Here is a 20,836-nt window from a genome sequence, read left to right on the forward strand (position 1 = left end):
CTGCTGTCAACCTCTCCTTCAACAAGGCAGGATGAGAAAGAACTTGAGTTTTTGAAAGGCTTAATACTTTTCAGTAAAGGTAAGTACAGGGAAGCTTTCAGATACTTTTTTAAAACCTACAGAAAAAACGAAGCCTATCTTATAGAAAATCCTGAATACTACTACCTTGTTGCAGAGGATATTTACAGGAAGGGTGATTACCGTCTTGCAGAGCAGCTTTTTAAGAGAATAATAAGTCTTACAAGGGATAAGAGTGTTATAAGAAAAGCGATGTTGCGTCTTGGTGATACTGAATTAAAAGAGGGAGATAAGAAACTTGCAGTAGCTACATACTACAACCTTGTAACGACATATCCAGATTCTCCGGAAACCACAATTGCCAAGTTAAAGTTAATAGCTCTAATGGAGAAAGATCCAGCTTTAAAATACAGGCTACAGCAGACAGGTATAAAAGCGTTTAATCAACCTTTGAGATTTGTGCTTGAAACGTTGATTCATTCGAGAGATACTTATCTTGGTGCTTTTGCTCTGGCAAACTTCGGTGCCTACGTTTTGCAGACCAACAGCGATAACCTTTTTAAGCAGCTTGAATGGGAAATTTCTCTGGTTTTTCCTAAACAGCTTAAATATGAACAGAAAGAATTTATCGTTAGGGAGTGGAAACCTTATCTTTTAAAACTTGCTTCTAAAAGGTTGTGTGAACTTTATAAAACAAATCCGGACTTTTTTAAGGTAATTTTTGATAAGGAAACACTTATAAAAATAGCGGAGGCTTTAGGTAAATGTAATGAGAGGAAAGAGAGATTGAATCTTATACGCTATATTGCTGCTAAATGGAGAGATGACAATGACCTTTTGATGCTTGCAGAAGCTTTAACGGAAAGTAAGGATTTTAACGACTCTTTAGAAATATTAAAAAAAGTAAAAAAAAGGAGCTGTCGTTATTATAAAATTTACATCAAAAATCTTGTTTTTCTTGGAAAATCTGCAAAAGAATTTTTGCCTATGTTGAGAGAGATGGAAGACATATGTCCATCTGATGATATAGAGGTAAAGGCTTATGAGATTCTTGCGAGTATAGAGCAAAAAAATCCACAAAGGGCAATGTGGATAATAAAAGAAAACAAAAAACAGATTGCTGAATTTTACGATAAAGACCCGGTTTTGAAGTTGGCCATTTATAAAACTATTTCTTATTTGTTAGCTATTAATAATTACGAAGGATGTTTAAAAGTAATAGATGTTATAGAGCCCAAAAGTAACAACTGTTTTTTGGCTTCTGCAAAACTTATATCTCTTTCAAGACTTGATAAAATAAACCTTGCAGAGGCTATACTGCCAAAAGTTAGAATGTGTAAAGATACTATGAGCAGGATAGCTCAGATTGTTTATGAAGATCAAATCATATACAGGGAGTTAAAAAATGAGTGAGCTGTGGGGAAAAATGGATGCTATTTCAGAAACGGCTGCTTACTACCTTGAACGTTCAAAAGTGATACAGAGCAACATAGCCAATGCTGATACACCGGGGTATGTGCCGAAGGATTTAAAATTTGAAAAATGCCTGGATAAAGAAACGTTAAAATTAAAGACAACAGATCCAAAACACATAGAACCTGAGCCGTGCGATAAGGCACAGTTTAAGGTAGTAGAACTTAATAAAATTGCCGGTTACGATAAAAACAGGGTGAACGTTGATGAGGAATTGGGTAAACTGGCAGAAACCGCTATCATGTATAAAACGATGGTTCAAAGTTTACATGTGGAACTTGCAAAATTAAAAATAAGCATTACCGGGAGGTAATAAAAAGTGCTTTTTAAAGGTCTTGAAATATCATTAACTGGAATGGAAGCAGAAAGAATTCGTATGGATATTGCTTCAAGTAATCTTGCAAATGCAAATTCAATAGATCCAGAAACAAAACAGCCATACAGAAGAAAAGTCCCTGTTTTTGAGACACTGCTCACTTCTGACGGTAAAGTTCCCCTTGAAGAAGTCAGGGTTAAAAAGATAGCTTACGATAATTCGCCGTTTAGAGAAAAATATGATCCTTCCAGTCCACTTGCGGATAAAACGGGATATGTAAAACTTCCAAATGTTGACCCTGTGAAAGAGATGGTTGATATGATTTCTGCAATGAGAGCCTATGAGGCAAATTTAACAGCTTTTAATACTCATAAGAATATGTTAACTTCAAGTCTTGAAATTCTTAGAGTTTAAGGGGAGTAAGGATGAAAGTGGAAAACGACGCGGTTTTTAATGTACTTCCTGCAGTATCAGATAAAAAGTTAGATAAAAAGAGCGGGTTTGAGGAGATATTTGAAAACTTTATAAGAGATGTTAACAATGATTTGAAAGCTGCTTCTGAAGCTGAAAAAAAGCTGATGGATGGTAATGTTCAGAATTTTGAGGAGCTTTTATATACCATATCTAAATCAGAATTATCCCTGAGGTTGCTTGTTGAGATTAAAAACAAGGCACTTGAAAGCTATCAGGAGATAATGAGAATGCAGGTTTAATGAGGTTAAATAGGTGAATGTGGAAGAAATTAAGAATAAATTTTCGGAAGTTGTATCAAAGTATGCAAATATAAAGGGGCTTGCCATTCTTATTGGAAGTCTTGCCCTTATTTCTTTTCTTTCAATTGTTGTTGTTAAAATGGCTTCAAATGTTGATTATGCTGTTCTCTATACCCATTTGAGTCCCGATGACGCGGGCAATATTCTCACAGTCCTTCAGGAAGAGCACATTCCGTATAAGGTTGAGGGTAACGGAAGTATTATTCTTGTTCCAAAGGACAAGGTTTACGATGTGAGACTTAAACTTGCCGCTAAAGGGCTTCCTTCTGGAAAGATAGTCGGGTTTGAAATATTTGATGAGCCGAAACTTGGAATAACCCAGTTTCAGGAACACATAGAGTATCTTCGTGCCCTTGAAGGTGAACTTGAGAGGACAATTCAGCAGATAGATGCCGTCTGGAGTGATAAAGTCAATATTGCTCTTCCAAAAGAGTCCGTTTTTGTAAGAGAAACTGAAGAGCCAAAAGCTTCTGTTATTTTGAGGCTCTGGCCCGGAAAAGATCTTACAAAAGAGCAGGTTAAAGCTATTGTTTTTCTCGTTTCTCATGCCGTTCCCGGATTGAAACCGCAGAACGTTACTGTTGTGGATAACAGAGGACGTGTTCTTTCCGACATGCTTGAAGAAGATAACACCACTGATTCAAATAAAGAACTTGCAATAAAGAAAGAGCTTGAGAGGGATATTGAGAGGAAGGTTGAATCTATACTTTCAAAAGCCCTTGGTTCAAACAGAGTTATTGCACGTGCTACCGTCGAGATAGAGACAGGAAAGTTAGAGAAGCAGTCTGAAATCTACGATCCGGATATGACTGCTGTTGTTAGTGAAAGAAAGATTCAAGAAAGTGAAAAAGGTGTAGAAGAGAAACCTTCAGGTGTTCCGGGTAGTGGAACGAACGTTCCGCCGGTTATAAGCAACGGTGGTAATGGAACCGTAAAAAGCAGCAGAGAGAAAAAGGATGTTACCACTAACTATGATGTTTCAAAAACCGTTGAGAAAACGGTTGCTCCTATCTTTGTTGTTAAAAGGATAAGTGTTGGTGTTCTTATAGATGGTCGGTACAAGAAGGTTAAAGGAAAGGACGGAAAGGAAAAAGAGGAGTTTTTCCCAAGAACGCCAGAGGAGCTTAAAACCTATGAAAATCTTGTCAAAAGCGTAATAGGTTACGACGAGAAACGGGGAGATAAAGTCACGGTTGTAAGTGTTCCGTTTGAAGTACCGCCACCAGAGGAAAATATTGTGACCGGTAAAGTTTTTCCGGTAATTCCTGTGGCTATCGGTGGTGGTGTTGCATTTCTTCTCCTTGCAGGTACTCTATTCTTAGTATTAAAGAGAAAAAAGCGAGCACCTGAAGCAATGCCTGCCGTTCAATCTGCAGCGGTAAAAGCTTACGGTGAAGCCATCCAGACGGCTGAAGAGAAGATGGAAAAAGAGAGAAAAGAGATAGAAAGCTTTGATATAAAGTCGGAACCTTCCTATATAAAAATTCTTGAAATAACAAAGGAACATCCCGAGCTTATAGCGGAGCTTTTAAGAGAATGGCTTGGGGAGAAACAGAATGCTTAACCTTGATGATTTTTCCCATCTTTTGAGTGGTTCTGAAAGAAAAAATATGTCACCTGAGGAAGTGGAAAGAATTTACATTGCCCGTATTGAGGAGCTTGAAAAAAAGTATAGAAAAATTTTGAAAAGGACAGAAGAAGAGGCTTTTAAGAAGGGCTATGAAAAAGGGAGGGAGGATGCCAAACAAGAGTGGGAGCAAAGGTTTGAGATAGAAAAGAGAAAGATAGACGATGTTGTAAAGAGGGAAGTAGAGAACCTGAAAAGGGAAGTGAAACGGTTTGTAGGTTCTATGCGGGAAGAAAACGTTAAATTCACAAGGAAAATACTTGAGATAGTCGCCGATTCTCTTGAAGAGATTTTCCGCTTTCTCTTGATAAGTGACGACAATCTTCCCTTTATAAAAGAGAAAATTGAAGAGATTCTGGAAGAGTTTAAATCAACATCAACAGTTATTTCTATAGAAGCTGATGAGCGTTTAGGGGCTGTTTTGAAAGATATTAATGGAATAACTGTGAAGATTAATAAAGAGTTAGAACCGGGCAATTTTGTTATAAAGTTTGAGGATTTCACAGTTGTTCACGACATTAAAGAGAAATTTTCACTCTTGAGGGAAGAGATTGAAAGAGAGATTAAGAAATCTTCCTCAGTATAGGATTATTGGAAAGGTAACAGGCGTAAAGGGACCTTTGATAGAGAGTGCTCTTCCAAAGGTTTGTCTTGGTGATTTTTGCACGATAGATGGTAAAGCAGAAGCAGAGGTTGTTGGATTTAAAGACGGCAGAACGCTTCTCATGGCGTATTCAGACACCACCGGAATTAGTGCAGGAAGTAAAATAGAGCCAAAGCCAGGTTCCGTTAAAATTGGTGTTTCCAGGGAACTTCTTGGGACAGTTATAGATCCATTTGGAAATCCTCTTAATAGAGATAGGATTACCTATACTGACTTTACCTACCTTCAAGGGGAATCTATAAATCCTCTCAAAAGGGATAGAATCCGTGAGCCGTTAGATTTAGGCATTCGCAGTATTAATGCTCTTCTTACGGTTGGGAAAGGCCAGCGTATAGGTATCTTTTCAGGTGCCGGTGTTGGAAAAAGTACCCTTTTAGGAATGATTGCTCGCTACACGGCAGCGGATGTTAATGTTATTGTTTTAGTTGGTGAGCGGGGTAGAGAGGTAAGGGAATTTATAGAGGATAACCTGGGCGAGGAAGGTCTTAAAAAGTCTGTGGTTGTTGTCGCAACGTCGGATCAGCCGCCCCTGGCAAAGATAAGAGCTGTTCTTACAGGTTGTGCCATTGCAGAGTATTTCTCTTCTCAAAATAACGATGTTCTTCTTCTCCTTGATTCTCTGACGAGACTTGCCATGGCACAGAGGGAAATTGGCCTAACTGTTGGAGAACCACCGACAACCAAGGGTTACGTTCCTTCAGTCTTTTCCCTCCTTTCAAAAGTTATAGAGAGGGCAGGGAATTTTGCCGGACAGGGAAGTATAACGGGAATCTACACAGTTTTAGTTGAAGGAGATGAGATTGCGCTTGATCCTGTAGCTGATGCAGCGGTTGGTTTTCTTGATGGTCACATAGTCCTTTCCAGGACTCTTGCAAATAGAAGAATTTTTCCGGCAATAGATATATTAAAGAGCATAAGCCGTTTAACACCTCAACTTGTACCTGAAGAGGTTTTAAGGTGGCAGTCCTTTTTTATTGACCTTGAAGCAACTTACAGAGAGAGTCAGGATATGATAAATCTTGGTCTTTATAAAAAGGGGACAAATCCAAAGATTGATCTTGCGATGGCTGTTCATGATAAGATGGAAGAGTTTATGAAGCAACGGATAGAAGAGAGAGTTTCCCTTGAGGAGAGCTTGTCCTCTTTGAAATCTTTGATAGAATATATAGGTAACGAAGGGGGAAAGTATGGATATCAGTGGAATAACATATAATCCTGACGCTCAGCAAGTTAAGATTGTTGATGCCAATTATGATAATTCGAAAATGTCGCAGGAGGATTTTCTTAAAGTTCTCCTTGCAGATCTTAAGTGGCAGGATCCTCTGCAGGCTAAGGACATTTCAGATTTTATAGATAATACGGTGAAGCTTGAAGAACTTCAGACTTACGATGACTTTGAAACGAGCGTTAAGCAATTGCTGGAAGCAAACCAATCCAATGCGCTTTTGATGGCCTCTTCTCTTATTGGAAAAGTAGTTAAGTATGAAGGTAATAAAACATATATTGAAGGTGGCTCCGGCTATGCTGAAATTAAACTTGATTCGGCGGCCGATACCGTTAAGGTAAATATTCTCGACTCAGCCGGTAACGTTGTTGATTCTGAGACGCTATACAACCTTCAGGGTGGCGTTTCATATCCAATTTCTATTGATAATCCTTCCCTTCCTGATGGTTATTACACGGTTAGCGTTGAGGCTACATCAGGCGGTAATCCGGTAGATGCAACGGTAATAAGTCAGGCTCTTGTTACGGGTGTTGAGAAGGAGAGTGACGGCTCAATCGTTTTGAGCACTTCTTCATTTACGATAGATGATTCTAAACTTGTAGGAATAGGAGGGTGATATGCTACAGTCATTCTATACGGCTTTTACAGGATTAAATGCTGAAAAGAACTGGCTTTCAGTTATTTCAGATAACATAGCTAATGTAAACACGGTGGGATATAAAGCGGAAAGGGCAGTTTTTGAAGATTTACTTGCGAGCAGCCTTACAACTTACAGCAATGGTTCTCCAATAAATAGAGAAATTGGTGGTGGTGTTTTTGTTGGTGCAACTGTCAAAGATTTTTCTCAAGGAACCTTTATGAACACCAACAATCCTCTTGATATGGCTCTTGATGGTGAAGGCTTCTTTATGGTAAGGTCTAACGACGGTGTTACATACTACACAAGGAATGGTCAGTTCAGGCTTGATGCAAATGGTGATCTTATAAATATGCTCGGTATGAAAGTTCAGGGATGGATGCTTGATGATGTTGGAAATATGTCGGGTTCAATTGGAAGCATCAACATACCTATGAGTATGCAGCCTGCAAAAACCACCTACGTAAAGATGAAAGAACCGAGCAATCTTGACTCAAGAGCACCTGTTCTGCCTGCTGCTGCTTTTAATCCGACAGATTCAACGACCTATAACTATGTAAACTCTGTAACTGTTTACGATTCTCTTGGCAATCCTCATACGCTTGATCTTTACTTCGTTCATACAGATGCGGCGACAAACTCCTGGGATGTCCATGTTTATGCTGACGGAGATACGACTACAGAGGTAGGAAGCACCACTCTTACGTTTGACAGTGACGGTAACTTGACCGGCGGTTCACCCACAACAGTCTCCGTGGTGCTTACGAACGGTGCTACCAGTCCCATGAATATAAGTCTTCAGTTTGACGGTATGAGACAGGTTGCTTCAGACTTCATATTCTATGCAGAACAGGACGGAAACAGCAAAGGCGATCTGATGGCCGTTTCTGTAAGTGAGGATGGTATCATAAAAGCCTCTTACACTAACGGTAAAGTTAAAGATATTGCGAGGCTTGCAATAGCCACATTTAAAGATAAGGAGATTCTCACCAGGAAGGGAAGCTGGCTATACCTTCCCAACCAGCAGACCTTTACGCCGGTTATCATGCCAGGTGGTGTTATTTCCAAGATAAGAAGTGGGATGCTTGAGATGTCAAACGTTGACATAGCTTCTGAGTTTATTAATCTTATTACTGCCCAGAGAGCCTACCAGGCAAATGCAAGAGTGATAACGACTGATGACCAGATTCTTCAGGAAACGATGAACATTAAGAGGTAAATTTTTAAGGGTCTTATAAAAATATCGATGAGTTGAGGGATGTATGGCGGAAGAGGAAAAGCAGGAGCAGGTTCCGGCTGAAGGTGAACAGCAGCAGGGTGGTGGCAAGAAAAAGCTAATTCTTCTTGTTGTTTTGCTTCTTGTTTTAGGTGGTGGCGGTTTTGCCGCTTATAAATTTATTTTTGCCAAGAATCAGAAAGTTTCTCAGGAGAAGCAGGCACAGAAGATAATAGAGGAGATTAAAGCCACCGAGAATGTCGGGATAATGTTTGACCTCGGCACTTTTACGGTTAACCTTGCAGATAAGGATATAGAGAGATACCTAAGGATTTCTATTATACTTGAGCTTAAAAATCAGAAAGTTCAGCAGGAAGTGGAAAAGCGACTTCCTGAAATAAAGGATGCAATAATAACACTTCTTTTGACGAAACGTTCATCCGATCTAAAAACTCCGGAAGGTATAGAATTTTTGAAAGAAGAGATAGCCAAGAGAGTAAACGCCATACTTCCCCTTGGTGGTGTTAAGAATGTTTACTTTACTGACTTTATAATTCAGACGGGATAGTGTAATGATAAAGATAGAAGATTTGAAAGACATTACCCTTGATCTGTCTGTTGAGGTTGGGAAAACGGTAAAACCTTTCGGATATCTTTTGAAGCTTAAAGAGGGGGATATTATCCCCCTTGATAAAACGATGGAGGAGTTTCTCTCAATAAAAATAAACGGGCAGCGGTTTGGTGTTGGTGAGCTTATCGTTGTAAATGATAAGTTTGGCGTTAAGGTGATAGACCTTGATTGAGACTTATCTCTTAAAGTTAATTGTAGTTTTTCTCATTATTGTTGTTTCGCTTGCCGTTATCTATTTTTCTGTTGGGAAAATCTCTTTTCCGATGAAAACCGGCCGTTCCGGTTCTATAAAAATTATTGAAATAAAGTATATTTCAAGAAACAGAGGTTTTGTTCTGATAGAGGTGAAAGATAGTAAAATACTTCTATCTTTTGATGAAACAGGTTTTAAGAAACTTAAAGAGTGGAGTAATGAAGAAGATTCTGACATGTAGTTTGTTCGTTCTAATGGTTCCTGCCGCTGCACACGGGGAGACTCTTCAAAACATTGTGTCTAATTTGGGAAATTTAGATGTTAATTTGAAAATTATTCTGCTTTTGACAATTCTTACTCTTGCACCGGCTATCCTTATAACTGTTACAGCTTTTACCCGTATCGTCATAATTCTTTCCCTTTTAAGGAACGCTCTTGGAACACCTCAAACACCGCCAAATCAGGTGGTTATCGCCCTTTCTTTATTTTTAACCTTTTTCGTTATGCAGCCAGTTTTTAAGCAAATAGACGAGGTGGCGATTCAACCTTACATGAAAAAAGAGATAACAGATGTTGAAGCTATAAAACGGTCGATGCAACCTATTAAAGAGTTTATGCTTAAGAATACCAGAAAGGAGGATCTTAAGCTTTTTATAAATCTGTCTGGAAAAGAGGTTAAATCACCCGATGAGCTTTCCATGATCACTCTTATTCCTGCTTTCATGATAAGCGAGATAAAAACGGCTTTCATAGTTGTGTTTGTGATATACCTGCCGTTTATCGTTATAGATATGTTGGTTGCAAGCATTCTCATGTCGATGGGTATGATGATGATTCCACCGATGATGTTATCACTTCCTTTTAAATTGATACTTTTTGTTCTTGCCGACGGGTGGGAGCTTTTGGTTAAAGCAATTGTCGGGAGTTATCGATGACGATAGATCAGGCTATAACGGTTGGTCACAGCATGTTGAAAGTTACCCTCCTTGTGGGAACACCGGTTCTGCTTATCACATTTGTTGTTGGTCTGGTTATAAGCATTTTTCAAGCTGCCACTCAGATTCATGAAATGACGCTTACCTTTATCCCCAAAATTCTTGCTGCGATTATTGCTCTTTTTATTTTTGGAAGCTGGATGATGGTGAAGCTTGTTGATTACACTAAAGAAAACTTTAACCTGATTGCGTCGCTGCTGAAATGAACGGATTTATTACGCCCTCTCAGATAGGTGGTTTCTTCGCTGTTTTGTCCAGGCTGGGTGCTTTTTTTATGGCTTTTCCTTTTATTAATACTTCTATGGTTCCTGTAAATGTAAGAGTTATTCTTATTGTTTCACTGTCATTTTTTGCTTCTATGATAGTTAACGTTCAGGTTCCGATAGAACACTATACACTTATTGATATAGCGGCTATGGTTTTAAAGGAAGTTTTTATAGGTCTCTCTTTTGCCCTTGTTACGGCGATTTTTATAGGAATTGTTTCCTATGCGGCGGAGCTTATCAGTTATTCAATGGGCTTAACAGTCGCCAACATGTTTGATCCGACGTTTGGTGTTATTTCTGTTCTTGATAGACTTTATATTCTGCTTTTTTATCTTGTTTTTTTCATTACGGGAAGCTATAGGCTTTTAATAGGTGCAGCGATAGCCAGTTTTAAAGTTATTCCCGCCGGGAAAGTGGTTCCATTCAGCACAGGCAGAATTTTTGAATTTTTGATTACAAAGGCGGCTCTGCTTTTTTCTTTAGCTTTTAACTTAGCTTTTCCTGTAATGCTTACGCTTTTTATTACGAATCTTGCTCTTGCCCTTATAAACAGGTTAATTCCTCAGATAAACGTTTTTATAGTGGGGCTTCCGCTTCAAATATTTGTTGGCCTTTTTGCTCTTATCGTTGGTTTTTCAGCTATAGTCTATGCTATAAGTTCACTTGTTGAAATGCTTACATCCAATTTGTTTACACTTATTAAGCTGTTTGGCGGTTGATAGATGGCAAAAGATCCAAGTAAAACCGAAAAGGCAACCCCGCGGCGGCGGCAGAAAGCCAGGGAAGAAGGACAGGTACTAAAGAGTCAGGATGTTCCCATAGCTGCTACGCTTCTAATGATGTTTTTAGTTTTGATTTTTTATATTCCTTTTGCTTCTCAAAAACTTGTTGGCTATTTTCGTTTTACTTTTTCTCAGTGTAACAACATTTTTTATCCGTCATTTTTTCTGCTTACAGGTAAGATTTTTGCAGTTCTCGCCATTGCCGTTATGATACCTCTTCTTATCTCGGGAATTGCTTCAAATGTTCTTCAGTTTGGTTTTATTTTTTCAACAAAAGCCATTCAGCCAAAATTTGAGATGATTAACCCGATAAAAGGTTTGGGGAGGTTGCTTTCTTTAAAAACTGTTTTTGAGACTTTCCGAAATATTTTAAAATTGACCGTTGCCATTGTTGTTGCCTACTACACGGTTAAGCCGATATTTCCTGAAATATTCAGCATGTTTACTTTTTCAATCCATCAACAGGCCTACTTCATGATGAAGTACACCTTGATTCTTATTCTTGCTTTTGGCCTCTTCTCAATTCCCATTGCCGGTATAGACTTTTTCTACCGCAGATGGGAGTATGAAGAGAATTTGAAAATGACAAAGCAGGAAGTGAAAGAAGAATATAAACAGCAGGAAGGTCATCCCCTTATAAAGTCTGCAATCAGAAAGAAACAAAGAGAAATCGCGATGCGGCGGATGATGGCAGAGGTTCCGAAGGCAGATGTAGTTATAACAAACCCGGAACACTATGCTGTTGCTCTTAAGTATGAGCGTAAAAAGATGGTAGCACCGACAGTTGTTGCAAAGGGTGTTGACGAGATAGCTTTACGTATAAAAGAGATAGCCAAGGAACATAACGTTCCTATTGTTGAAGACCCGCCCCTGGCAAGAACACTTTATGAATCTTGTGACATTGGTGATACGATTCCAGAGGAACTTTACGTTGCCATTGCCCGTATCCTTGCAAAAATCTACCGTCGTCGTGGAAAGCTTTAAATTTGAAGGAGCTCTTTTAATTTCAGGGCATTTTTCGGAGCATATCCTTTTGCTGTATTGTTGAAAAAGCATAATTTTGTTTTTGATTCTACGGATTTTATCTTTTCTGCAAACTCTTTAAGTTCTTCGTCCGAGTAGCAGTAATCGTAGAGTTTTCTCCTGCCGTGAAATCTAAAGTATGCAGTTTCCCTGGTTGCGTTTCCCTCTTTAAACCAGTGAAGGGTTATCGGGAAGTCGGAAAAACAGACAGGAATGTTATTTTCCTTAAAGAACTTGCTTTCTTTTTCCCAGTCTTTTGATCTCAGTTCGCAGACTACCGGAATGCCGCTGAAAGCATTGATTATATCGATTATGAAGTTTTTGTTCTTTTCTGTTGCCTTGAAGCTTGCCGGAAACTGGGCTAAAAAACCAAAGAGTTTTTCTTCCAGAATATCTTTTATCTCTAAAAACGGTTTTATGTTTTTCTCTTCAATGTGACCGTAGTGGGTGATTCCTCTAAATAGTTTAAAAACGAAGATTAAATTTACCCTTTTGTAGTTTTTAATGGAGCTTTTTACCGGTAAGCGATAAAACGTGGAGTTTATCTCAACACCGTTAAAGTTTCTGCTGTAATAGCTGAGATAGGAGGACATGGGGAATCCTTCGGGGTAGAACGTGTTTTTCCACTCTCTATACATGAATCCGCTGGTGCCGATGATTGTCATCTGTGCCTCCATTCCTTGACTATTCATACTTTAAAGATAAAAATAAGTGTTATCATAATCTTTAGAATTTGTTGACTTTTGTTCGGCTGTATCCGTGATTAATATTGTAATAAAATCTGGAGGTTTGCATAGATGTTTAAGGTGCTTGTTACGGAACACATTGCAGAACCGGGGATAAACATTCTCAAAAGTCAGCCGGATGTTGAGCTAACCTATGACCCGGAACTTTTCAGAAATTTTGAAAGGATTCTTGAGATTATTCCGGAGTACGACGCCATAATAACGAGGAGCGGGACACCTGTTAACAAGGAGCTTATTTCAAGGGCAGAAAAGCTTAAAGTTATCGGTAGGGCAGGCGTTGGTGTTGACAACATTGATCTTGAAGAGGCATCAAGGAGAGGTATTTTAGTTGTTAATGCCCCGACCGGTAATACTCTTGCTGCAACAGAGCACACAATGGGAATGATGATTGCAGCTGCCCGTCAGATTCCTTACGCCCACAGATCCTTGAAGGATGAGAGAAGGTGGGACAGAAAGAAGTTTATGGGCGTTGAGCTTTCAGGTAAGACGCTTGGCATTATAGGTTTTGGGCGTATTGGTTCAAGGGTTGGTATAAGGGCTAAGGCGTTTGATATGAAGGTGATTGCCTACGACCCTTACATAAAAAGGGAAAAGGCTGAAAGACTTGGTGTTGAGCTTGTTGATAAGCTCGATACCCTTCTTGAAAAAGCTGATATTATAACTGTTCATACGCCCCTCACCGATGAAACGAGAAATATGATAACGAAGAAAGAGATAGAGAAGATGAAGAACGGGGTTATCCTTTTAAACATAGCAAGGGGTGGCATCATTAACGAAAAGGATCTCTATGATGCCCTCGTAAGTGGGAAAGTGAGAGCAGCTGCCGTTGATGTTTTTGTTAAGGAACCTGCTACCGACAACATTCTTCTTGAGGCTCCGAACATTATCGTTACGCCTCATATTGGTGCTAATACCTACGAGTCTCAAACTAACGTTGCTGTAATCATTGCAAATCAAGTGCTTGCCGCTCTCCGTGGCGAGGAGGTTGAGTTTTCAGTTAATGCGCCGTTTGAGGAGACAACTGCAAAGGTTATGAAACCCTGGATGGAACTTGCAGAGAAACTTGGAAGATTTGCCGTTCAGGTTGCCTGTGCCCGTTCAAAAGAGGTTGTTATAGAGTACAGCGGTGACCTTGGCGAAGATGTTAAAGCCTTTACTGCAGCATTCTTAAAAGGATTTCTTGCACCGATAGTTGACCTTCCCGTTAACTACATTAATGCTCCTTTCCTTGCAAAAGAGAGGGGTATAAACATCGTTGAAGTTAGAAGAGAAGAGGGTATCAACTTTAAGAGGCTTATAAGGATAAGCTGTGGAACGCAGGAGGGGACGTTCTCAATAGCTGGAACGGTTATAGAGGATAAGTTCCCGAAAATCGTTGAGATCAATGGTTTTCTCTTTGATCTTTCTCCGGAAGGGAAGTTTCTCCTTATCAAGAACATTGACATTCCGGGGGTTATTGGGAAGCTCGGTTCTATTCTTGGAAAGCACAATGTTAACATTGCAGGATTCCAGCTTGGTAGAGTCGAGAGAGGAAAAGAGGCAAAGGCTGTTATTCTCGTTGATGATGAGGTTCCAGAAGAAGCTATTAAAGAGATGAGTCAGCTTCCAGAAATTATGGAGATTAAAAAAGTTGACCTTGGATGATACAGGCGCCAGGCGGCGCCATAACCTTTTTTGTTTCTAAAAATGGGAATAATAGGTTTCACTATCTTTATGGTTCTCTTTCTTTTCTATCTTAAACACTCGGGAAAATTGAAATGAGTATAGAAGAGTTCGAAAAGGCGCTTATTAAGGTTTCAAAACCCGGCTCTTACCTTCCACTTGAGATGAATCTTTCGAATATTTCCTTTAATGAGAGGCCAGTTAGATTTGTCCTCTGCTATCCAGATCTTTATGAGATAGGAATGTCTCATGCCGGAGGAAAAATTCTCTACCACGTCATTAACAACCTTACCGATTTTGCTTTATGTCATAGAGTCTATCTGCCAAAGCCGGATATGCAGGTCTTTTTGAAGGAAAGGGGTATTCCTCTCTATGCCCTTGAGTCTATGAAACCTTTGAAGGAATATGATTTTATTGGATTTTCCCTTCTCACGGAGCTTGTTTATACCAACGTATTGAAGGTGCTTGAGTTATCACAGATTCCATTGAGGGCTTCTGAAAGGGGAGAAGAATTCCCCATTATTCAGGCTGGAGGTACCTGTGCGCTAAATCCTTTACCTCTTTCGCCGTTTATTGACCTTTTTGTCATTGGTGATGGCGAAAAAGTTATGCTGGAACTTGCCGATTTAATGAGAGAAAAGAAAGAGAAAGGTCTGGCAAAAAAAGAATTCTTGGAGAAGGCTGCAGAGATAGAGGGTGTCTATGTTCCCGTTTTTGGGAAAAGACCCGTAAAAAAGGCGGTTTTCCGCAATTTGGCGAGGGAATTTTACCCTGTTAAACCGGTTGTTCCATCTGTTGAGACCGTTCACGATAGGATAGTTGTTGAGGCCATGAGAGGATGCCTCAGAGGTTGCCGCTACTGTCAGGCGGGTTTTGCCTACAGGCCTTACAGAGAAAGGAGCGTGGATGAGATAGTTTCCATCGTTAATGAGACATTTAGAAATACCGGTTACGAGGAAGCGTCTCTCCTCTCTCTTAGTATTTCAGATCATTCAAGGTTTAACGAGCTCATTCCTGCCGTTATGAAACTCTGCCACTCTGAGATGATAGGCCTTTCTCTCCCTTCAATGAGGGTTAAAGGGTTTAATCCAGACCTTGCGACACAGTTGATGAAGATAAGGAAGTCAAGTTTTACCATAGCTCCGGAAGCGGCAACGGAGAGATTACGTAAGGTTATAAACAAGGATCTTTCTGACGATGACATTTTCTCGCTTGTGGAGGGGCTGTTTGAGAGGGGCTGGAGTAAGCTGAAGTTTTACTTTATGATAGGCCTTCCGACGGAGACGGATGAAGATATAGAAGCTTTGACGGAACTTCTTTGGAAAATTCACAAGATAGGAAAAAGGTATAGGGGCAGGAAGCATCTTGCAGCTGGGTTTTCCATATTTGTTCCAAAGCCTTTCACACCATTTCAATGGGAGAGGTTTATTTCTACGGAAGAAGCAGGGGCGAAGATAGAGTACATTAAGAGGTATTCGCCTAAAACTTTCAGGCTTCGTTTTCACAATCCGGAGATGTCCCTTTTGGAGGCCCTTCTAACGAGGGGAGATGAAAGGATGGCGGAGGCTATCGAAGTTGCTTTCCGTCTTGGCGCTTCTCTTGACAGCTGGGATGAGTATTTCCGTTTTGATGTTTGGGAGAGGGCTTTTAGGGAGACGGGAATTAATATGGAGGATGAGATTGCAGAAAGACCAATTGATAAGCCTCTTCCCTGGGATTTCATAGAGGGTGTTGTTTCCAGGAAGTTCCTTTTGAAAGAGAGAGAAAAAGCTTATAGAGAGGAGAGAACGCCTGACTGCAGGATTGTAGGCTGTCACGGTTGTGGAGCGTGTACGCCGGAGGAGGTGAATAAACTGAAGGATTTTCCAATACCGGAGAGAATAGAATTTTCCGTTCCACCTGTTGAAAGGAGAGAATTTCCTCTGATTTCAAAGGTTGCATTCTTTTTTGAAAAAAGGGGGAAGAGCCGTTTTCTTTCTCTCCTTGATATAAACAGAGTTTTTACGAGAATATTCAGACGTTTTGCTGTTCCGGTAAGGTATCAGGGAAAGTTTAATCCCCATCCACGTTTTTCAATCCTTTTAGGCATTCCAACCGGTGTTGAAAGTAAAAACGAAATCGTGGAAGTGGAGCTTTACAGGGAGTTTCTTCCTGATGAGCAGTTACTCTCTGACTTTAACGATGTCCTGCCTGAAGGTTTGCGGTTTAAAAAGGTTGTTTCCCTTGGAAGGAAAGCCTCTCTTCTTAAACAGGTGAAGGAGGTAGTTTATAAAGTAGAGGGTGATTTTGATGTAGATACTGTGAAAAGTGTTTTGACGGCACAGGAGCTTGAAAACAGGAAGGGAAAGTTAACACAGGTAAGTCCTTTAGTGGCCGATTTTTCCGTCAGTAAAGGTATAATAACACTGCACCTTAATGTTATTAATGGGAGAATACTGAATATACAGGACTTTCTCTTCTGGATAGGGAAGGACCTTTCATCCGTTTCAGTTGAAAGAGAGATAGTGGTGGGCTTATGAAAAAGATACTTATAAATGCGCTTCCTAAGGAAGTCAGGATAGCTATCCTTGAAGAGGGACAGTTAGTTGAGTTTTACGTTGAGAGAAAGGGAAGCAGAGGTATCGTTGGAAACATATACAAGGGAAAGGTCTTAAAGATTCTTCCTGCCATTCAGGCAGCTTTTGTTGACCTTGGCCACTACAAGAACGCTTTTCTGTACGTTAAAGATGCGGTGAGCTGGGAGTTTGAGGATGAACTTTTTGATGAAGATAACCATGAGATAGAACTTCCACCAATAGAAGAAGTTCTATCGCCGGGACAAGAGATAGTTGTTCAGGTTACAAAAGAACCTCTTGGTACGAAAGGGCCAAGGGTTACCACAAACCTTACCATTCCCGGTCATTATTTGATTCTTCTTCCAACCATAGAGAAGATAGGTATATCCCGCAGGATAACAGACGAGGCGGAGAGGGAGCGGTTAAAAAAGATAGGAGAATCTATAGTTCCAAAAGGTTATGGAATAATTTTGAGAACGGCTGCAGAAGGTGCAACAGAAGAGGATTTAAGGAAAGACCTCTCTTATCTTTTGAGGGTGTGGAGCAGTCTGGAAAAAAAGATAGAAAAAAAGCCGCCGCCTCTTCTGCTCTATCAGGATCTTGAAATTGTGCCAAAGATTTTAAGGGACGTTTTAACCGATGATGTTGATGAGGTTCTTATAGACTCTCTACCTGAATACAGGAGAGCTCTTAACTTCGCCAAGGCCTTTATTCCTAAACTTGCCGATAAGATAAAGTTGTACGATAGTGATAGGCCAATATTTGAAAACTATCCCGTTGAAGAAGCGATAGGAAAGGCACTTTCAAGGAAAGTTTATCTTCCCGGTGGCGGGTACATAGTTATAGATGAGACGGAAGCCCTTGTTTCCATCGATGTTAACAGTGGGAAATTCAAGAAGTCAAGCAACCTTGAGGAGACGGCTTTTAACGTTAACTGTAAGGCTGCAAAGGAGATAGCAAGGCAATTAAGATTAAGGGATATTGGCGGAATAATTGTTATCGATTTCATAGACATGAAATCTGAAGAGAACAAGCAGAAGCTTATAGAGGTTTTAGAGCAGGAGCTTTCCAAAGATAGGGCAAAAACAAAGATTGTCAGTATGTCGGATCTTGGCCTTGTTGAAATGACTCGAAAAAGGGTTAAGAAGAGTCTTGGTAGAAGTCTTACAATGACTTGCCCCTACTGTGAGGGGAAGGGAAGAGTAAAGTCTGCCGATACGGTTGCTTTTGAGATAGAAAGGGAACTTCTGCTCATATCGAGAGAAAACGGAAAACGAAAAATAAAGGTTTATGCTCACCCTCTGGTAACGGAAAAGCTGAGGGTTGATGAAAAAGATATAATAGAGCGGATAGAGGAGCTTTACGGCAAAGAAATAAAAGTTATACCGGTTGAGAATTACCATATAGAGAAATATACAATAGCCAAGAGTGATTAAGGAGGCGTTATGAAAAAGATTTTGCCGCTGCTGGCATTTGTTCTCATATCTGGCTGTGTAAAGCGGGTACAGACGGGACAAGAGCTTTTTGATAAAGGAACAGAAGCTGTTAAATCAGAAAATTGGAAAGAAGCGATTGCCAATCTTAAGGAAGCTCTTTCCAAGAACCTTACGCCTTCACAGAAAGAAGAGGCAATGATAATGCTTGCCGATGCTTATTTTAAGAATGGCAACTATACCGATGCAGCCCTTGAGTATAAAGAATTTTTGAACCTCTTTCCTGCTTCAAAGTTCGCTGACAGGGCACTTTTTAATCTTTCCCTGTGTTACCTTCAGCTGGTTAAAGGGCCTCAGTGGGATCAAACCTTTACAAAGAGAGCTTTAGATACCATAAACATATTTATAGAGACTTATCCTGACTCACCTCTTAGATCAAAAGCGGAAGAGATCAGGAAAGAATGCAGGAAAATTCTAGCGGAACACATAGTCTATATAGGGTTAACCTACGATATGCTTCGCAAGTTTACAGCATCTCTTCAAAGATATAAAGAGGTTCAAAATCTTTACAGTGATGTGGAAGAGCCTGACAAACTTCTGTTTTTGATAGGCAGGGCCCAGTACTTTATACCTATTCAGGCGAGGGAGAAAATTGAAGATTTAAAGGAGCAACTTGATGCTGAAAAAGAGAAACTTGCAGAGGCGGAAACAGAGGAGGAAGTAAAGGTTCAGGATAAAAGAATTTCCATCATTCTTCATGATATTGAAAACTGGCAGAAGCTGGCGGAAATGGAAAGGGAGGAGGGAGAAAAGACCCTGAAAACCCTGATAACAAAGTATCCCGATTCAATCTACACCCGGAAGGCAAGGGATATACTGAAGGGAAGTGAAAAGGTTGAGATTTTCCCTGTTGAAAATCCCATAAAGAAGCCGTTTTTCAGGTGGTTTTTTGAAACACTTTGATTTTGTGAGGTTGCCATGCTTGCCAAAAGAATTATTCCCTGTCTTGATGTTAAAGAGGGTAGAGTTGTTAAAGGTGTTAATTTTGTAAACCTCATAGATGCCGGTGACCCTGTTGAAAACGCTAAAGTTTACGATGAACAGGGGGCTGATGAGCTTGTATTTCTTGATATAACGGCAAGTTACGAGAAAAGATCCATAATGATAGATGTTGTCAGGCGAACGGCAGAATGCGTCTTTATGCCTCTTACCGTTGGTGGTGGTGTAAAAACTGTGGAGGATATAAGGAATTTGCTGAACGCCGGTGCCGATAAGGTTTCTATAAACACGGCAGCCGTTAAAAATCCGGAACTTATCTCTGAAGGGGCGAGGATTTTTGGTTCTCAATGTATCGTTGTTGCAATAGATGCAAGGAGAAGTGGCGATTCCTGGGAGGTTTACATTCACGGCGGAAGAACGCCGACAGGCATTGACGCTGTTGAGTGGGCTAAAAGGGTTGTTGATCTTGGGGCTGGTGAGATTCTTTTAACCTCTATGGATAGGGATGGAACGAAGGCCGGTTACGATATAGAGTTAACGAGGGCAATTTCAGATGCCGTTTCTGTTCCTGTTATAGCTTCCGGTGGAGCAGGAACGAAGGAACACTTTTACGAAGGGCTTGTTAAGGGTAAGGCGGACGCTGTTTTGGCTGCTTCTGTCTTTCACTTTAAAGAGATGACTATAAGAGAATTGAAAGAGTATCTAAAGAAAAGAGGTGTAACGGTCAGGCTTTAAGGAGTTGTTTATGGTTGAAGTCTATTTTCACGTTGGTCTTGGAAAAACAGGTTCAAAGTATCTTCAGTTTGTTTTCTTTCCTGCACTGAAAGGCATCAATTATATACATATGACCCGTTACAAAAAGAGCAAAGAGATAATAAAGCGTGCGGGAAGCGGGAAGTTTTTAGTTTCCAGAGAATTTGACCGTCAATTTGAAAAAGAGGTAGAGTGGTTTTCGGCAGACTTTCCAGATACCGGTGCCATTATGGTTCTCAGAAGACACGATGAGTGGATTCTTTCTCAGTATAAACGGTTTATAAAGAACGGTCACAGATTTTCTTTTGACGAGTTTTTTAACCTCAACAATACGGGATTTTTTAGAATAGAACACATGCTTTTTTATGAAAAGATAAAGTTTCTTGAAAGCCATTTTACAAGAGAACCTCTTGTTCTTCTCTACGATGAATTGAGAAGTAATCCTGAAAGTTTTCTTGATAAGATAGCTGCCTATACAGGCACAGCGTACGACAAAGAAAAGATAAGGTTTTCAAAAAAACACGCATCCTATAATGAAAAGCAGCTTAAGTTTATATATGCTGTTTCAAGATACATTAACCTTATTCCCGGTGATAGTAAGCTTAAAAAGTATCTCTTTGTTTATCCGGTAAGGTATCCTATCCTGTACCTTGCAAAGTATATTCCTGATAGGTTTGTTCCGGACGTTGATTTTATGCCGGAAAAGGAAAAGCTGAATGAGGTGAGAGAGTTTTTCAAAGAGGATTGGGAAAAGTGCGTTGAGTACGTGAAAACCTCTAACGAAGCTCTACTTCATCGCTGATTACGGTGTACCTCTTTCCGCCCAACCTTCCGACTATTCCTTTAGAG

The 20,836-nt window shown here is 40.0% G+C and carries 23 protein-coding genes; 22 read left to right on the forward strand and 1 reads right to left on the reverse strand.

The window, feature by feature from the left end:
• The 16 genes from MV676_RS08065 to flhB all read left to right on the forward strand — a co-directional run.
• A partial coding sequence (locus tag MV676_RS08065; RefSeq protein WP_297446606.1) for a tetratricopeptide repeat protein occupies nucleotides 1-1,431 on the forward strand: 1,431 nt, incomplete at its 5' end.
• Nucleotides 1,424-1,804 carry a flagellar basal body rod protein FlgB gene (flgB, locus tag MV676_RS08070; protein ID WP_297446608.1) on the forward strand — a complete coding sequence of 127 codons (381 nt, stop codon included), beginning with the start codon at nucleotides 1,424-1,426 and terminating at the stop codon, nucleotides 1,802-1,804. The genes MV676_RS08065 and flgB, both read left to right, overlap by 8 nt.
• Before the next feature lie 6 nt (nucleotides 1,805-1,810).
• Entirely contained in the window at nucleotides 1,811-2,221 is a 411-nt protein-coding gene (gene flgC, locus MV676_RS08075) for a flagellar basal body rod protein FlgC (RefSeq protein WP_297446610.1), read from the forward strand.
• Between the two features lie 11 nt (nucleotides 2,222-2,232).
• Nucleotides 2,233-2,520 carry a flagellar hook-basal body complex protein FliE gene (fliE, locus tag MV676_RS08080; RefSeq protein WP_297446612.1) on the forward strand — a complete coding sequence of 96 codons (288 nt, stop codon included), beginning with the start codon at nucleotides 2,233-2,235 and terminating at the stop codon, nucleotides 2,518-2,520.
• A 13-nt stretch (nucleotides 2,521-2,533) separates the two neighbouring features.
• Complete coding sequence (fliF, locus tag MV676_RS08085; RefSeq protein WP_297446614.1) at nucleotides 2,534-4,144, forward strand: flagellar basal-body MS-ring/collar protein FliF; 1,611 nt, start codon at nucleotides 2,534-2,536, stop codon at nucleotides 4,142-4,144.
• Nucleotides 4,137-4,793, forward strand: coding sequence for a hypothetical protein (locus MV676_RS08090; protein WP_297446616.1), 657 nt, complete (start codon nucleotides 4,137-4,139; stop codon nucleotides 4,791-4,793). Before fliF ends, MV676_RS08090 begins: the two co-directional genes overlap by 8 nt.
• Nucleotides 4,759-6,084 (forward strand): FliI/YscN family ATPase, encoded by a 1,326-nt coding sequence (locus MV676_RS08095; protein WP_297446618.1) that lies wholly within the window; start codon nucleotides 4,759-4,761, stop codon nucleotides 6,082-6,084. The genes MV676_RS08090 and MV676_RS08095 overlap by 35 nt, the downstream gene beginning before the upstream one ends.
• On the forward strand, nucleotides 6,059-6,712 hold the full coding sequence (locus MV676_RS08100; protein ID WP_297446621.1) for a FlgD immunoglobulin-like domain containing protein: 654 nt from the start codon (nucleotides 6,059-6,061) through the stop codon (nucleotides 6,710-6,712). Before MV676_RS08095 ends, MV676_RS08100 begins: the two co-directional genes overlap by 26 nt.
• 1 nt (nucleotide 6,713) lies before the next feature.
• Nucleotides 6,714-7,952, forward strand: a complete 1,239-nt coding sequence (locus MV676_RS08105) for a flagellar hook protein FlgE (protein ID WP_022847400.1) — start codon at nucleotides 6,714-6,716, stop codon at nucleotides 7,950-7,952.
• Between the two features lie 43 nt (nucleotides 7,953-7,995).
• Entirely contained in the window at nucleotides 7,996-8,517 is a 522-nt protein-coding gene (locus MV676_RS08110) for a flagellar basal body-associated protein FliL (protein WP_297446624.1), read from the forward strand.
• Nucleotides 8,518-8,521: 4 nt separating this feature from the next.
• Nucleotides 8,522-8,752 (forward strand): FliM/FliN family flagellar motor switch protein, encoded by a 231-nt coding sequence (locus MV676_RS08115; protein ID WP_022847398.1) that lies wholly within the window; start codon nucleotides 8,522-8,524, stop codon nucleotides 8,750-8,752.
• Nucleotides 8,745-9,014: a hypothetical protein gene (locus MV676_RS08120; protein WP_022847397.1), complete on the forward strand. Its 270-nt coding sequence runs from the start codon at nucleotides 8,745-8,747 to the stop codon at nucleotides 9,012-9,014. Before MV676_RS08115 ends, MV676_RS08120 begins: the two co-directional genes overlap by 8 nt.
• Nucleotides 8,992-9,708, forward strand: a complete 717-nt coding sequence (fliP, locus tag MV676_RS08125; RefSeq protein ID WP_022847396.1) for a flagellar type III secretion system pore protein FliP — start codon at nucleotides 8,992-8,994, stop codon at nucleotides 9,706-9,708. Before MV676_RS08120 ends, fliP begins: the two co-directional genes overlap by 23 nt.
• Entirely contained in the window at nucleotides 9,705-9,974 is a 270-nt protein-coding gene (gene fliQ, locus MV676_RS08130) for a flagellar biosynthesis protein FliQ (RefSeq protein ID WP_022847395.1), read from the forward strand. The genes fliP and fliQ overlap by 4 nt, the downstream gene beginning before the upstream one ends.
• Entirely contained in the window at nucleotides 9,971-10,753 is a 783-nt protein-coding gene (locus MV676_RS08135; protein ID WP_297446632.1) for a flagellar biosynthetic protein FliR, read from the forward strand. The genes fliQ and MV676_RS08135 overlap by 4 nt, the downstream gene beginning before the upstream one ends.
• A gap of 3 nt (nucleotides 10,754-10,756) precedes the next feature.
• Nucleotides 10,757-11,800 (forward strand): flagellar biosynthesis protein FlhB, encoded by a 1,044-nt coding sequence (gene flhB / locus MV676_RS08140; protein WP_297446635.1) that lies wholly within the window; start codon nucleotides 10,757-10,759, stop codon nucleotides 11,798-11,800.
• Here the strand turns inward: flhB and MV676_RS08145 are convergent.
• Nucleotides 11,797-12,504, reverse strand: a complete 708-nt coding sequence (locus MV676_RS08145; protein WP_297446638.1) for a DUF72 domain-containing protein — start codon at nucleotides 12,502-12,504, stop codon at nucleotides 11,797-11,799. The two genes, flhB and MV676_RS08145, sit on opposite strands and share 4 nt — an antisense overlap.
• 132 nt (nucleotides 12,505-12,636) lie before the next feature.
• On the opposite strand from MV676_RS08145, the gene serA reads away from it, so the two are divergent.
• The 6 genes from serA (at nucleotide 12,637) to MV676_RS08175 (ending at nucleotide 20,789) form a co-directional block, all read left to right on the forward strand.
• The gene (serA, locus tag MV676_RS08150) at nucleotides 12,637-14,229 is read left to right on the forward strand and encodes a phosphoglycerate dehydrogenase (RefSeq protein ID WP_297446641.1); all 1,593 of its coding nucleotides are present in this window, start codon (nucleotides 12,637-12,639) and stop codon (nucleotides 14,227-14,229) included.
• Between the two features lie 113 nt (nucleotides 14,230-14,342).
• On the forward strand, nucleotides 14,343-16,766 hold the full coding sequence (locus MV676_RS08155; protein WP_297446643.1) for a TIGR03960 family B12-binding radical SAM protein: 2,424 nt from the start codon (nucleotides 14,343-14,345) through the stop codon (nucleotides 16,764-16,766).
• Complete coding sequence (locus tag MV676_RS08160; protein WP_297446645.1) at nucleotides 16,763-18,238, forward strand: Rne/Rng family ribonuclease; 1,476 nt, start codon at nucleotides 16,763-16,765, stop codon at nucleotides 18,236-18,238. Before MV676_RS08155 ends, MV676_RS08160 begins: the two co-directional genes overlap by 4 nt.
• Nucleotides 18,239-18,247: 9 nt before the next feature.
• The gene (bamD, locus tag MV676_RS08165) at nucleotides 18,248-19,198 is read left to right on the forward strand and encodes an outer membrane protein assembly factor BamD (RefSeq protein WP_297446648.1); all 951 of its coding nucleotides are present in this window, start codon (nucleotides 18,248-18,250) and stop codon (nucleotides 19,196-19,198) included.
• Between the two features lie 15 nt (nucleotides 19,199-19,213).
• Complete coding sequence (hisF, locus tag MV676_RS08170) at nucleotides 19,214-19,969, forward strand: imidazole glycerol phosphate synthase subunit HisF (RefSeq protein ID WP_297446651.1); 756 nt, start codon at nucleotides 19,214-19,216, stop codon at nucleotides 19,967-19,969.
• Between the two features lie 10 nt (nucleotides 19,970-19,979).
• On the forward strand, nucleotides 19,980-20,789 hold the full coding sequence (locus MV676_RS08175; protein WP_297446654.1) for a hypothetical protein: 810 nt from the start codon (nucleotides 19,980-19,982) through the stop codon (nucleotides 20,787-20,789).
• Nucleotides 20,790-20,836 lie beyond the last annotated feature (47 nt).

The organism is Desulfurobacterium sp., assembly GCF_027028515.1.
Taxonomy (GTDB): Bacteria; Aquificota; Aquificia; order Desulfurobacteriales; family Desulfurobacteriaceae; genus Desulfurobacterium_A.

What these genes read in the sequence shown, in the direction of transcription:
- flgB (WP_297446608.1), top strand. Translation starts at nt 1,424, where the DNA reads ATGAGTGAGCTGTGGGGAAAAATGGATGCTATTTCAGAAACGGCTGCT.
- fliE (WP_297446612.1), top strand. Translation starts at nt 2,233, where the DNA reads ATGAAAGTGGAAAACGACGCGGTTTTTAATGTACTTCCTGCAGTATCA.
- MV676_RS08090 (WP_297446616.1), top strand. Translation starts at nt 4,137, where the DNA reads ATGCTTAACCTTGATGATTTTTCCCATCTTTTGAGTGGTTCTGAAAGA.
- MV676_RS08100 (WP_297446621.1), top strand. Translation starts at nt 6,059, where the DNA reads ATGGATATCAGTGGAATAACATATAATCCTGACGCTCAGCAAGTTAAG.
- MV676_RS08105 (WP_022847400.1), top strand. Translation starts at nt 6,714, where the DNA reads ATGCTACAGTCATTCTATACGGCTTTTACAGGATTAAATGCTGAAAAG.
- MV676_RS08110 (WP_297446624.1), top strand. Translation starts at nt 7,996, where the DNA reads ATGGCGGAAGAGGAAAAGCAGGAGCAGGTTCCGGCTGAAGGTGAACAG.
- MV676_RS08115 (WP_022847398.1), top strand. Translation starts at nt 8,522, where the DNA reads ATGATAAAGATAGAAGATTTGAAAGACATTACCCTTGATCTGTCTGTT.
- fliP (WP_022847396.1), top strand. Translation starts at nt 8,992, where the DNA reads ATGAAGAAGATTCTGACATGTAGTTTGTTCGTTCTAATGGTTCCTGCC.
- fliQ (WP_022847395.1), top strand. Translation starts at nt 9,705, where the DNA reads ATGACGATAGATCAGGCTATAACGGTTGGTCACAGCATGTTGAAAGTT.
- MV676_RS08135 (WP_297446632.1), top strand. Translation starts at nt 9,971, where the DNA reads ATGAACGGATTTATTACGCCCTCTCAGATAGGTGGTTTCTTCGCTGTT.
- flhB (WP_297446635.1), top strand. Translation starts at nt 10,757, where the DNA reads ATGGCAAAAGATCCAAGTAAAACCGAAAAGGCAACCCCGCGGCGGCGG.
- MV676_RS08145 (WP_297446638.1), bottom strand. Translation starts at nt 12,504, where the DNA reads ATGACAATCATCGGCACCAGCGGATTCATGTATAGAGAGTGGAAAAAC.
- serA (WP_297446641.1), top strand. Translation starts at nt 12,637, where the DNA reads ATGTTTAAGGTGCTTGTTACGGAACACATTGCAGAACCGGGGATAAAC.
- MV676_RS08155 (WP_297446643.1), top strand. Translation starts at nt 14,343, where the DNA reads ATGAGTATAGAAGAGTTCGAAAAGGCGCTTATTAAGGTTTCAAAACCC.
- MV676_RS08160 (WP_297446645.1), top strand. Translation starts at nt 16,763, where the DNA reads ATGAAAAAGATACTTATAAATGCGCTTCCTAAGGAAGTCAGGATAGCT.
- bamD (WP_297446648.1), top strand. Translation starts at nt 18,248, where the DNA reads ATGAAAAAGATTTTGCCGCTGCTGGCATTTGTTCTCATATCTGGCTGT.
- hisF (WP_297446651.1), top strand. Translation starts at nt 19,214, where the DNA reads ATGCTTGCCAAAAGAATTATTCCCTGTCTTGATGTTAAAGAGGGTAGA.
- MV676_RS08175 (WP_297446654.1), top strand. Translation starts at nt 19,980, where the DNA reads ATGGTTGAAGTCTATTTTCACGTTGGTCTTGGAAAAACAGGTTCAAAG.